The following is a 12439-nucleotide window of genomic DNA, read 5'->3' as shown; positions in this document are numbered from 1 at the left end:
CCCCCCCCCCCGTTGAGGCCACGCCCAAGGTCCCAACACGGCCCCCCCCGGGGGGGGCGTTGGGGGCCACTTCGGCCGCGGTCAGCCGGCGAGGGCTGCGAGCACGCGCGCGACGACGCCGTCGAGGTCGCGGAGGTCGGTCGCGCTGAGCCGGATGACCCGCCAGCCGGCCGCGTCCAGGCGACGGATGCGGGCGTCGTCTCGCACGAGGTGTCCGTCCGCGAAGTGGTGCGCGCCTTCGTACTCGACGGCCAACTGCGCCTCCGGGAAGGCCAGGTCGACGCGCGCCAGGAACTCACCCGTCGAGCGGACCTCGTACTGGGGGATCGGGGTGAGTCCCGCCAGGACGAGCGCGACCCGGACCCGCGACTCCGGCGCCGACTCGGCGCGCGCATCGACGAGGGGCACCGCGGCGCGCATCCGGGCCACTCCCCACCGACCAGCGCCGGACGAGGCGAGCTGGACCAGCGCGGGAAGGGTCACGGCCTCCGTGCGGACCATCGAGTCCAACGCGGCCACCGCGGTGCCCACGGGTTCGAGCGCCGCGAGGTCCCACGCCGTTCGCAGCGCCGACGTGACCGGAACGCCGTCGTGTACCTCGACGTCGCCGGGTCGGAGGTCGGTGCGGTGGACCCGCACGCCGCGCGGTCCCTTCCAGAGCACGGTTGCGGGGCGCAGCACCGTGACTGGGTCTGTGGGCCGGCGAAGGGGGCGCCGTGCCAGGCCGCCGCGGAGTGGCCGCCGATCGCGGTGCCTGGCGGCATGAGCAGGGCGACGGCCCGGCACCGCAGACGGTGATCGACCGTCAGTCCCGGGTCGGCATAGACGCCGTGGACGAGACGCCGGTAGCTGCGCTCACGCAGCTGCCGGCGGGTGAGGAAGCCCTCCGCGATGGCGTGGCTGCCGACGAAGACGCCGGTGAGTCGAGAACGGGACACTGCGGCAGGGTCGCCCATCGCGACCCGCCTGCGCTGTCGTCGTCCACAGGCACCGGCTCACACCCGGCCTTCGTGGGCACGAAGGCCGGGTGCCAGGGCCGAGATGGCCACAAAGGCCGTTCAGGGCGCGGCCGAAGTGGCCACAAAGGCTCGCGCGGGGGCTCAGCGCAGGTCGGTCAGGCGCGGCGCGGGCAGCCGCTTCTCCGGGGCGTAGATCGTGTGCCCGGTCAGGAACGGGATCGCCGCGGCCCGCTCCTCGTTGATCGGCTCGTCCGGGAAGGCAGCCAGCGTGGTGTCGAAGCGGTCCTGCACGCCCGCCTTGAACTCGGGGTGGGTGAGGATGAACAGGTCGTTGCGGCGGACGCCGCCCAGCACCCGCTCGCCGGCCTCGACGTAGCTCATGTACGGCTGGGTCTTGGCCCGCTCGAGGAACTCGGCCGGCGGCGGGGTGTAGCCGCTCTCGCCGTACTGGGCCGGCCGGTTGGCGACCGCGCCGGCGATGTTGCTGTGCACCGGCCCGGGGCAGTAGGCCGAGACGCCGATGCCGTCGGGGGCCAGTTCGATGGCCAGGGCCTCCGACAGCGCGACGACGGCGGCCTTCGTCATCGAGTACAGGCCCGCGACGATCGGCATCAGCGCGGCCATCGACGCGGTGTTGACGACGTGCCCGCCCTGGCCGTGCGCGCGGATGCGCGGGACGAACGCGGCGATGCCGTTGCCGACACCCTTGATGTTGACGTCGATCAGCCAGTCCCAGTCGGCCGGCGTGGCCTCCATGACCGGGCCGGTCAGCCCGATGCCGGCGTTGTTCACCAGCACGTCGACCCGTCCGTGGCGGCGCTCGGTCTCCTCGGCGGCGCGCTCGACGGCCTCCCGGTCGGTGACGTCGAGGAGGACGGCGTCCACCTCGAGGCCTGCGTCGGCGAACTCCGCGCGCGTCTCGTCGATGTGCTCCTGGCGACGGCCGCTGATCACGACCGTCATGCCGGCGCGGGCGAACGCCAGCCCGATCCCGCGGCCGATGCCGCTGGACCCGCCGGTGATGAACGCGACCTTGCCGTGGACGTCCTGCATGGGCTCCTCCTCGTCTCGAAGATGGGTCGGGCCCGCACCGCTGCTCGGCGGTGCGGGCCCGGGGCCGGGTGACCGGCCGTGGTCCGACGACCGGCTCAGCCGGCCAGGTGCTCGGTGTAGGGAGCGGTGGTGCGGGCGCGCACGTCCTCGGGGCTGACGCCGGGGGCGCACTCGACCAGCCGGAGCTGGCCGTCGACGACGTGGAAGACCGCGAGGTCGGTGTAGATGCGGGTGACCACGCCCTTGCCGGTCAGCGGCATCGTGCACTCGGCCACGACCTTCGGCTGCCCCTTGCGGTCGACGTGCTCCATGGCGACCCAGACCTGCGGGGTGCCGGCGACGAGGTCCATCGCGCCACCGACGGCCGGGTTCTTGCCCGGCACGTACCAGTTGGCGAGGTCGCCGGACGCCGACACCTGCAGGGCGCCGAGGATGGTGCAGTCCAGGTGCCCGCCGCGGATGATCGCGAACGACAGCGCCGAGTCGGTGATGGCCGCGCCGCTGATCAGCGTGATCGGCTGCTTGCCGGCGTCGGTCAGGTCGGGGTCGGCCTCCTCCGGCGAGGCCTCCGCGCCGATGCCGAGGACGCCGTTCTCCGCGTGGAGCACGACCTCCTTGTCCTCGGGCAGGAAGCGCGGGACCAGCAGCGGGATGCCGACGCCGAGGTTGACGACGTAGCCGTCCTGCAGGTCCTGGGCGAGGCGCTGCGCGATGCCCTCGCGGGTGCGGCCCACGACCGTGGCCGGGGCGGGGATGGTGCCGGTCATCAGGAGGCCTTCCTCGTCGTCGCGGCGGTGTCCTCGTGGGCGGGGGCCTTGCCGGTCGTCATGACCACGTCGTCGACGAACACGCCCGGCAGGTGGACGTCGTCGGGGTGCAGCTCGTCGACCTCGACCAGCTGCTCGATCTCGGCGAAGGTGGTCCTGCCGGACATACCCGCCATCGGGTTGAAGTTGCGGGCCGACAGGCGGAACCGCAGGTTGCCCTTCCGGTCGGCCTTGTGGGCCTTCACGAAGCCGAAGTCGGCGACGATGCCCTCCTCCAGCACGTACTCCCGGCCGTTGATCAGCCGCGTCTCCTTGGCCGGCACGTGCTCGGCGACGCCGCCGTCGGGGGAGTAGCGCAGGGTGAAGGAGCCGTCGGAGAGCATCGTGCCCGCGCCGGACGGCGTGAAGAAGGCGGGGATGCCCGAGCCGCCGGCCCGCAGCCGCTCGGCGAGGGTGCCCTGGGGGACCAGCTCGAGCTCCACCTTGCCGGCGAAGTACTCGTCGTAGAACTCCTGCAGGATCGGGAAGGACGCCGTCACCCGGCGCAGGCGGCCCTCGTGCAGCAGCCGGCCGACGCCGGTGAAGTCGTGACCGACGTTGTTGACGAACACGTGCAGGTCGCGCTTGTCCAGCTCGCACAGGGCGTCGAGCAGTCCGTCGGGCCGGCCGGAGCTGCCGAAGCCGCCGACGGCGATCGAGGCGCCCGAGGGCACGGCGTCGACGACGGACAGGATGTCCTCGCGGAACTTGTCGATCACTGGCGGTCCTTCACGGGGAGGGGTCCTTCCACGGATGTGCTCGCTCGTGGACCGTTGCAGGCCACACGGGGGGCGCCGGGTGGCGCGGGGGAGATCCCGGACCGACCGGACCGATGCGGTCGACGTCGGTCGAGCACGACGAGTGCAACAGCCGCGCACGGCGGGCAGCAGCGCATCTTCCACGTCCCGGAAAAGAGACGGGGCGCACACCAGGTGCGGCGGGCCGCCGCCCGGCCCGCCACCGCGTGGTCTTCCGTGCTGGGGAAGGCGTGTGGTCCGCGCCACCCCGCGGGACGGATCGTGGACCGCGGCCGGGGAGCGCGCCCGTGCAGCTCGCGACGGTCACGAGACCTCGTCGCCGTCCTGCCGGGCACCCCGTTGCGGCCGACGTCCAGTACTGGGAAGGAGCCCCATATGAGCATGACCACGCGCGCCGCGGTCTGCCGCGAGCCGGGTCGGCCGTGGGAGATCACCGAGCTCGAACTCGACGAGCCGAAGGCCAACGAGGTCCGCGTCAAGTTCATGGCGGCCGGGATGTGCCACTCCGACGACCACATCCAGAAGGGCGACGCGATGATGCGTTTCCCGGTGGTCGGCGGCCACGAGGGCGCCGGCATCGTCGACGCCGTCGGTGAGGGCGTCACCCGGGTGAAGGTCGGCGACCACGTCGTCTGCTCCTTCATCCCCGCCTGCGGCAAGTGCCGCTACTGCTCCACCGGCCGGCAGAACCTCTGCGACGAGGGCAAGAACGCCTCCACCGGCGAGTTCCCCGACGGCACCTTCCGCTTCCACCAGAACGGTGAGGACTTCGGCGGGCTGTGCGTGCTGGGCACCTTCTCCCAGCACGCCGTGGTGAGCGAGTACTCGGTCATCCAGATCCCCGACGACATCCCGTTCGAGATCGCCGCCCTCGTCGGCTGCGGCGTGCCGACCGGCTGGGGCAGCGCGGTGCACCTCGCCGGCGTCAAGGCCGGCGACACCGTGGTCATCTACGGCGCCGGCGGCGTGGGCAGCAACGCGGTCCAGGGCGCGGCGCTGGCCGGCGCCGAGCGCGTGGTCGTCGTCGACCCGGTGGAGTTCAAGCGCGAGATGGCGACCGTCTTCGGCGCCACCCACACCTTCGCCTCGGCCAAGGAGGCCCACGACTTCGTCGTCGAGTCGACCTGGGGCGAGCTGGCCGACCACGCGATCATCACCGTCGGCAGCCTGCACGACGAGGTCATCGCCGACGCCCTGCAGGTGGTCGGCAAGACCGGGCAGGTCACCGTCACCGCCGTCGGCAACGGGTGGGTCAACGAGCACCCGGGCGTGTTCATCGGCTACCAGCGGCGCATCCAGGGCGGCATCTTCGGCGGCTGCAACCCGCTGCACGACGTCCCGCGGCTGATCAGCCTCTACCGCTCCGGGAAGCTCAAGCTCGACGAGCTGGTGACGCGGACCTACAAGCTCGAAGAGGTCAACCAGGGCTACCAGGACATGCTCGACGGCAAGAACATCCGCGGCGTCATCATCCACGAGCACTGAGGACCACAGACATGACGATTGCTCCCCCCGCGCCCTCGGCGGGTGCGTCCCTGATCATCGACAACGCGCAGCTCATTGGTGGTGACTGGGTCCCGGCCGCCAGTGGCGAGACCATCGACGTCATCAACCCGGCCACCGGCGAGGTCCTCGGCCGGGTGCCCCGCGGCACCGCCGCCGACGTCGACGCCGCCGTCCGGGCCGCCGAGGCCGCGTTCCCGGCGTGGCGCGACACCAACGCCACCGCCCGCGCCGCGCTGCTGTTCCGCTGGGCCGCGCTGATCGACGAGAACATCGCCGAGCTCGACGCCCTGGAGTCCCAGGAGGTCGGCCGCCCGCACTGGGGCCCGCCGCCCATGGCCGGTCAGCTGCGCTTCACCGCCGGCCAGGCCGACAAGGTGCAGGGCCTGTCCCTGCCGACCTACACGCCCGACGCCCTCGGCCTCACCCTCCGCGAGCCCTACGGCGTCGTCGGCGCGATCATCCCGTGGAACGCCCCCGGCCCGATGTTCGTCACCGACGTCGGCCCGGCGATCGCCGCCGGCAACACCATCGTGATCAAGCCGGCCGAGGACGCGCCGCTCACCGGCCTGGCCCTGGCCAAGCTGGCGCTCGAGGCGGGCATCCCGCCGGGCGTGGTCAACGTCGTCACCGGCTACGGCCACGAGGCCGGCGCGGCGATCCCGGCGCACCCGCGGATCCGCCGGATCAGCTTCACCGGCTCCCCGCAGACCGGGGAGATCATCATGGCCGCCTGCGCCACGAACCTCACCCCGCTGCACCTGGAGCTGGGCGGCAAGTCGCCGCAGGTCATCCTCGCCGACGCCGACCTCGACGCCGCCATCCCGGCGATCGCCCGCGGCATCACCCTCAACACCGGCCAGATCTGCGCGGCCGGCTCGCGGGTCGTCGTCGCCCGCTCCATCCACTCCGAGGTCGTGCAGCGCCTGGCGCAGCACATGTCCGAGGTCAAGGTCGGCCCCTGGCACGAGCAGGTCAACATGGGCCCGCTCATCAACGCCAAGCAGCACGAGCGGGTGCTCAAGTACATGCAGCTGGGCCAGGAGGAGGGCGCCGACCTCGTCCTCGGCGGTGGCCGCCCGTCCGGGGAGAAGTTCGAGCGCGGCTTCTTCGTCGAGCCGACCCTCTTCGACAACGTGGACCCGCAGATGCGGATCCACCAGGAGGAGATCTTCGGCCCGGTCCTCGGGGTCACCCCGGTGGACGACGACGAGCAGGCCCTCGAGGTCGCCAACGGCACCGACTACGGCCTGGTGGCCTCGGTGTGGACCCGGGACGTCGGCAAGGCCGTCAAGTTCGCCCGCGGGCTCCAGGCCGGCCAGGTCGCGGTGAACGCGGCCCTCGGCGCCGGGGTCATCGGCGGGCCGTTCGGCGGCTACAAGCGCAGCGGCTTCGGCCGGTCGATGGGTGCCGACGCGGTGCTCGACTACACGCAGGTCAAGACCGTGTCCCTCCGTGGCACCGGGAACTGAGAGGGATCGCATGAGCAGCATCACCACGCGCGCGGCCATCGCCCGGGCGCCGCACCAGGGCTGGGAGCTGGTCGACCTCCAGCTCGACGACCCCAAGGAGCACGAGGTCCGGGTCAAGTTCGCCGCCTCGGGCCTGTGCCACTCCGACGACCACATCACCCAGGGCGACGCGCCGGTGCGCATGCCCGTGGTGGGTGGCCACGAGGGCGCCGGGATCGTCGAGTCGGTCGGCCCGAACGTCACCCGGGTCAAGCCCGGTGACCGGATCGTGTGCTCCTACATCCCTGCGTGCGGGGCCTGCCGGCCCTGCTCCACCGGGCACCAGAACATGTGCGTGAAGGGCCTCAACGCCGGCACGGGCATGTTCCTCGACGGCACCTTCCGCTTCCACCTCGGCGACGAGGACCTCGGTGGCTTCTGCACCGTCGGCTCCTTCTCGCAGTACGCGGTGATCTCGGAGTGGGCCGCCATCCCGCTGGCCGACGACATCCCGTGGGAGGTCGCCTGCCTGGTCGGCTGCGGCGTCCCCACCGGCTGGGGCTCGGCGGTCAACGCCGCCGGCGTCCGCGCCGGTGACACCGTGGTCATCTTCGGGTCGGGCGGCGTCGGCAGCAACGCCGTCCAGGGCGCCCGCTACGCCGGCGCGAAGAACGTCGTCGTCGTCGACCCGGTCGCGTTCAAGCGCGAGATGGCCACCTCGGTCTTCGGCGCGACGCACGCCTTCGCCACGGCGAAGGAGGCCCACGAGTTCGTCGTCGAGACCACCTGGGGCCAGCTGGCCGACCACGCGATCCTCACCCCCGGTGTGGTGACCGAGGAGATGGTCAACAGCGCTCTCCAGATGACCGGCAAGGGCGGCAAGGTCACCATCACCGGCGTCGGCAAGCTGACCGAGAAGGCCGCGCACTTCCACGCCGGCGCGCTCATCGGCTACCAGCGGCAGGTCCGCGGCGCCCTGTTCGGCGACTGCAACCCGCTCTACGACGTGCCGCGCCTGCTCCGCCTGTACCAGGACGGCCAGCTCAAGCTCGACGAGCTGGTCACCCGCACGTACAAGCTGGACGAGGTCAACGAGGCCTACCAGGACCTCGCCGACGGCAAGAACATCCGCGGCGTCATCCTCCACGAGGGCTGAGCCCGCAACGCAGAGGCCGCCGGCACCCATCGGGTGCCGGCGGCCTCTGCCGTGTGTGCCGACGGGTGCCGGCCGGGCCCCGGAGCCCGGCCGGCACCGGGTCAGCCGGAGGAGCGGGAGGTGCGCACCGCGCCGCTGGCCTCGGGCTTGGCCGAGGGGGCGCCCAGGGCGCGCGAGATGCCGCGTGCCGTGGCGGCCAGGGCGGGCACCAGCGCGTGGCTCTGCACGGTCCCGCGCTGCACGGTGACGCCCAGGGCGGCCACGACCTCGTCGCGCCGGCCCCGGACCGGGACGGCGACGGCGAGCGCGTCGGGGGTCAGCTGGTTCTCGGCGATGGCCACGCCGGTGCGGCGCACCTCGGCCAGCACCCGCCGCAGCTCGGCGACGTTGGTGATGGTGTCCGCGGTGAACCGCTTCAGCGGGGCCTGCAGCAGCTCGTCCTGCACCTCGCGGTCGGCGAAGGCCAGCAGCACCTGGCCGGTGCCCGTGGCGTGCAGCGGCCAGCGCCCGCCCAGGCGGCTGAGCACCTGCACCGCACCCCGGGCCCGCAGCGCCTCGACGTACACGCCGTCGGAGCCGTCCCGGACGGCGAGGTGCACGTTGGCGCGGGTGGCCTGGTGCAGGTCGTCGAGGTAGGGGAGGGCCAGCTCGCGCAGCTGCAGCCCGTGGGGGGCGAGGGCGCCCAGCTCCAGCAGTCGCAGGCCGATGGCGTAGCGCCCGTCGGCGGCCCGCTCGAGGCCGCCCCACTGACGCAGCTCGCCGACCAGGCGGTGCGTGGTGGTGAGGGTCAGCCCCGACCGCCGGCTGATCTCGCTGAGGGTGAGCGAGGGGTGCGCCGGCCCGAAGGCGGACAGGACGGCGAGGACCCGGCCGGCGGCGGTGGCGGCCCCGCCGGTGGGCAGCCGGGCGGGCCGGCTCTCGGTGGCGGTCGACGGCAACGGTCTGCTGGCTGCCAAGGCACGCCCTTTCGTTTCACAGGACATCTGGTTGGCTCGTACACCCAAGTGGGCCGCGTCACTGTGCGGGGGCGAGCGGTGTGGTGTCAAGCACGCCCACCGGTCCGGGCCGTCGCGCCCGGCTTCCGCCTCGGGGAAGAGCCGTCGCTGGGGGAGTGTGGCCCCGCACACCATGGTCCGGCAAGGACGGCGTGAGCCCGGTCACCGCCTCCCGGTCGGGAGTCGGCCGGCGCGGGGCCGTCCGCCAGCCGTGATCCGCACGCCGGCCGGGGTCCCCGGGCCTCCCGGCGGCGACCATCCCGCCGAGAGGACACGAGGCCGCGTGAACCCGACCCCCACCCCGACCCGCGCGACGGGCGGCCGCGACTGATGGCCACCCTCGCCGACATCCTCGACCCCACGGGGCAGACGACCACGCGCATCGGCGCGACCGCGCAGGCGCCGCGGCGGGCCGACCTGACCGGCGTCCGGCTCGGGCTGCTGGAGAACACCAAGCACAACGCCGCACTGCTGCTCGACGAGCTCGCCGCCCTGCTGCAGAGCGAGCACGGCGCCTCGGCGACCGTGCTGCGCCGCACCAAGACCGCCTTCGCCCTGCCCCTGCCCGAGGCGCAGCTGGCCGAGTTGGTGCGCGAGTGCGACGTGGTGCTCACCGGCGTGGGCGACTGCGGCTCGTGCAGCGCCTCGGCCGTCGCCGACGGCATCGCCCTCGAGCGGGCCGGCGTGCCGGCCGCGGTCATCTGCTCGGACGCGTTCACCGCGACCGCCAGCGGCATGGCCGAGGTCCAGGGCGCCCCCGACTACGCGTACCTGACCACCGCCCACCCGGTGGCCATCCTCGACGCCGACGCCGTCCGTGAGCGCGCCCGGCAGCTGCTGCCGCAGGTCGTCGCGACGGTGACCGCGGCCGGCGCCCAGCAGAAGGCGGCGTCGTGAGCGTCGCCGAGGCCCCCGTCGTCGTCCCGGACGCCGACCCCGAGGCCGCCCAGGCGGCGATCGAGCACTGCTACGCGCAGGGCTGGTCCGACGGGCTGCCGCTGGTGCCCGCCACCCGCTCGCTGGTCGACCGGTTCCTCGCCACCGTCGACCGCACGCCCGACGAGGTCATCGGCACCCTGCCGCACCTCGACCGCAGCGTGACCGTGGAGCTCGCGGCGATCAACGCCGTGATGGCCGGCTGCCGGCCGGAGTACTTCCCGGTCGTCCTCGCGGCCTGGGAGGCGGTCCAGCGCGACCGGTCGGCGCAGGGCGGCGGCTGGCAGAGCACCAGCGGCCCCTCGCCGCTGCTGATCGTCAACGGCCCCGTCCGCCAGGAGCTCGGCCTCAACGCGGCCGGCGGCGTCTTCGGCCCCGGCTTCCGGCCCAACATGACGATCGCCCGCACGATCGGGCTGATGGTGCGCAACGCCCTCGGCGTCGTCCCGCACGGCTTCGAGCAGGCCACCCAGGGGCTGCCCGGCCGCTGGCAGGTCTGCCTCGCCGAGAACGAGGAGGAGAGCCCCTGGGAGCCGCTGTCGGTCGAGGGCGGCGTGGCCGCCGGCACCTCCGCGGTCTCCGGGATGCTCACCCGCACCGTCGAGTACGTCGACAACCGGCACACCGCCGACCCCGAGCAGCTGCTCGCCGACTTCGCCGACACGATCTCCCGCAGCGGCGCGTCGATCTTCCGCCACCACCCGGCCGGCATCGTCTTCTGCCCCGAGCACGCGCAGATGCTGGCCGAGGCCGGCATGAGCAAGGCCGACGTCCGGGCGTGGCTGGTCGAACGCTGCGGCAGGAGCAAGGCCGACCTGGCCCGCGTCGGCAAGGACGGCGTCGGTGACAACGGCGTCCGCTTCGCCGACGGCGGCACCGACCCCGAGGCCTTCGACCGGCTCTTCCCCGGCGCCGGCCCCGAGGCGCTGCCGATCGCCGTCGCCGGCGCCCGCAACGCCGGCATCTCGATGGTGGTCCGCGTCTTCTCCGGCTGGTCGGCGAGCTCGGTGCCCGTCGTCGGCCGGACCACCCCCACCACCCAGGCAGGAGCCACTGCGTGACCGAGTTCAGCGAGTCCCTCACCGACCCCTTCGGGGACGCCGGCGAGCTGTGGATGACCGGGCGGACCGCCCTGGTCACCGGCGGCGGCCAGCAGAGCACGAAGGAGCCGGGCGTCGGCTACGCCATCAGCCGGGTCCTCGCCGCCCACGGCGCCCGGGTGGCCGTGCTCGACCGGGACCTCGCCGCGGCGCAGCGCACCGTCGAGGCCATCGAGGGCGACGGCGGCAAGGCGATCGCCGTCGTCGCCGACCTGCTCGACGACGAGGCCTGCAAGCGGGCCGTCGAGGAGACCGTCGGCCAGTTCGGCGGGTTCGACACCCTGGTCAACAACGTCGCCGTCGGCGACCGCGCGGGCATCTTCGAGGTGACCCCCGAGCGGTTCCACCAGCTGATGGACCTCAACCTGACCACCGCCTGGCAGATGACCCGGCACGCGGTGGAGGTGCTGCCCAGCGGCTCGGCGATCGTCAACATCAGCTCCGTCGGCGTGCGGGCCCGCGGGCCGGGCATGGTCTACAACCTGGCCAAGGCCGGTCTGGAGAACATGACCGTCGGTGCGGCCAACACCCTCGGCGAGCGCGGCATCCGGGTGAACTGCGTGCAGGTCGGCGCGATCTGGGGGGCGTTCGCCGCGGCCAACATGTCCCCGGAGATGCGCGCCATCCGCAAGGGCTGGTCGGGGCTGGGCACCGAGGGCAGCCCCTGGGACATCGCCCAGGCGGTCCTCTTCCTCTCCAGCGACCGCGCCCGCTGGGTGTCGGGCCAGATCCTGTCGGTCGACGGCGGCCCGAGCAGCCCGAAGCCACCGAAGCCCGCCGGGGACGCCGAGTGACCGCCCAGCGGGTCGCGCTCGTCACCGGCTGCGGCAAGCCGGACGGGATGGGGCAGGCGATCGCCCGCAGGCTCGCGGAGCAGGGGCTGGCGGTCGTCGTCACCGACCTGCAGGCCACCGGCGTGCCCAACCGCCAGCAGGAGAACCGGAAGGCCGACTGGGGCGGGGTCGAGGCGCTGGTCGTCGACATCACCGCCGGCGGCGGGACGGCCTCCTTCGCGCTGGGGGACGTCGCCGTCGAGGCCGACGCCCAGCGGATGGTGGCCGAGGCCGTCGACCGGTTCGGCCGGCTCGACGTCCTGGTCAACAACGCCGCCGCGCCGCAGGGCCCGGACCGCGCGGACGTCGCCGACATCCCGATCGAGGTCTTCGACCGGGTGGTCGCGGTCAACCTGCGCGGGCCGTGGCTGATGAGCAGCGCCGCCGTCCCGGTGATGCGGGCCCAGCGCTCGGGCCGGATCGTGAACATCTCCTCGATGGCCGGCCTCACCGCGGCGCCCTTCTCCGGGCCGTACTCGGCGTCCAAGGCCGGCGTCATCGGGCTCACCCGGGCCCTGGCCATGGACCTGGGCCCCTGGGGGATCACCGTCAACGCGCTGTGCCCGGGGCTCGTGGGCACCAGCCGGGCGTTCCTCAGCTCGGGTCCGGACGTCGACGAGGCGGCGCTGCTGGCCTCGCGCGGGCGCAACATCCCGGTCGGCCGCGTAGGGCTGCCCGAGGACATCGCCGCGGCGGTGGCCTTCCTCGCCTCGCCCGAGGCCGGGTACCTCACCGCCCAGGCGATCCCGATCGACGGCGGCGGGATGAGCCCTTTCCCGCTGCGACACCCCGAGCCGGTCGCGGAGGCCGCGCTGTCCTGACCCACCCGGGTGCCCCGGCGCAGGTCTCCTGCGCCGGGGCACTCGGCTGTCGGTGGCCGGGTGCAGGG

Annotated in this window: 12 protein-coding genes; 7 read left to right on the top strand and 5 right to left on the bottom strand. The window is 73.5% G+C overall.

The window, feature by feature from the left end:
* Positions 1–81: 81 nt before the first annotated feature.
* The 4 genes from ACI78Q_RS18575 to ACI78Q_RS18560 all read right to left on the bottom strand — a co-directional run bounded on the left by ACI78Q_RS18575 (position 82) and on the right by ACI78Q_RS18560 (position 3537).
* Complete coding sequence (locus ACI78Q_RS18575) at positions 82–681, bottom strand: endonuclease domain-containing protein (protein WP_456924915.1); 600 nt, start codon at positions 679–681, stop codon at positions 82–84.
* Positions 682–1100: 419 nt separating this feature from the next.
* Positions 1101–2012, bottom strand: coding sequence for an SDR family oxidoreductase (locus ACI78Q_RS18570; RefSeq protein ID WP_456924914.1), 912 nt, complete (start codon positions 2010–2012; stop codon positions 1101–1103).
* A 95-nt stretch (positions 2013–2107) separates the two neighbouring features.
* The gene (locus ACI78Q_RS18565) at positions 2108–2779 is read right to left on the bottom strand and encodes a 3-oxoacid CoA-transferase subunit B (protein WP_456924913.1); all 672 of its coding nucleotides are present in this window, start codon (positions 2777–2779) and stop codon (positions 2108–2110) included.
* Complete coding sequence (locus ACI78Q_RS18560) at positions 2779–3537, bottom strand: CoA transferase subunit A (RefSeq protein ID WP_456924912.1); 759 nt, start codon at positions 3535–3537, stop codon at positions 2779–2781. The genes ACI78Q_RS18565 and ACI78Q_RS18560 overlap by 1 nt, the downstream gene beginning before the upstream one ends.
* A gap of 420 nt (positions 3538–3957) precedes the next feature.
* Here ACI78Q_RS18560 and ACI78Q_RS18555 point away from each other — a divergent pair, with 420 nt between their 5' ends.
* From ACI78Q_RS18555 to ACI78Q_RS18545, 3 genes are read left to right on the top strand one after another with little or no spacing between them, the layout of a single operon-like run.
* Complete coding sequence (locus ACI78Q_RS18555; RefSeq protein WP_456924911.1) at positions 3958–5061, top strand: NDMA-dependent alcohol dehydrogenase; 1104 nt, start codon at positions 3958–3960, stop codon at positions 5059–5061.
* A gap of 11 nt (positions 5062–5072) precedes the next feature.
* Positions 5073–6551, top strand: a complete 1479-nt coding sequence (locus tag ACI78Q_RS18550; protein WP_456924910.1) for an aldehyde dehydrogenase family protein — start codon at positions 5073–5075, stop codon at positions 6549–6551.
* A 10-nt stretch (positions 6552–6561) separates the two neighbouring features.
* Positions 6562–7686: an NDMA-dependent alcohol dehydrogenase gene (locus ACI78Q_RS18545; protein ID WP_456924909.1), complete on the top strand. Its 1125-nt coding sequence runs from the start codon at positions 6562–6564 to the stop codon at positions 7684–7686.
* Positions 7687–7787: 101 nt separating this feature from the next.
* On the opposite strand, the gene ACI78Q_RS18540 is transcribed toward ACI78Q_RS18545, so the two are convergent.
* Positions 7788–8642: an IclR family transcriptional regulator gene (locus ACI78Q_RS18540; RefSeq protein ID WP_456924908.1), complete on the bottom strand. Its 855-nt coding sequence runs from the start codon at positions 8640–8642 to the stop codon at positions 7788–7790.
* A 369-nt stretch (positions 8643–9011) separates the two neighbouring features.
* On the opposite strand from ACI78Q_RS18540, the gene ACI78Q_RS18535 reads away from it, so the two are divergent.
* The 4 genes from ACI78Q_RS18535 to ACI78Q_RS18520 are packed head-to-tail and all read left to right on the top strand — an operon-like array spanning position 9012 to position 12371.
* Entirely contained in the window at positions 9012–9578 is a 567-nt protein-coding gene (locus ACI78Q_RS18535) for a UGSC family (seleno)protein (protein ID WP_456924907.1), read from the top strand.
* A complete protein-coding gene (locus tag ACI78Q_RS18530; RefSeq protein ID WP_456924906.1) occupies positions 9575–10678 on the top strand; it encodes a hypothetical protein in 1104 nt (367 codons plus the stop codon). The genes ACI78Q_RS18535 and ACI78Q_RS18530 overlap by 4 nt, the downstream gene beginning before the upstream one ends.
* On the top strand, positions 10675–11511 hold the full coding sequence (locus tag ACI78Q_RS18525) for an SDR family NAD(P)-dependent oxidoreductase (RefSeq protein WP_456924905.1): 837 nt from the start codon (positions 10675–10677) through the stop codon (positions 11509–11511). Before ACI78Q_RS18530 ends, ACI78Q_RS18525 begins: the two co-directional genes overlap by 4 nt.
* Positions 11508–12371, top strand: a complete 864-nt coding sequence (locus ACI78Q_RS18520; protein WP_456924904.1) for an SDR family NAD(P)-dependent oxidoreductase — start codon at positions 11508–11510, stop codon at positions 12369–12371. Before ACI78Q_RS18525 ends, ACI78Q_RS18520 begins: the two co-directional genes overlap by 4 nt.
* Positions 12372–12439: the final 68 nt, after the last annotated feature.

The organism is Geodermatophilus sp. SYSU D00705, from assembly GCF_054050135.1.
This window is presented reverse-complemented; position numbering and strand designations above follow the sequence as displayed.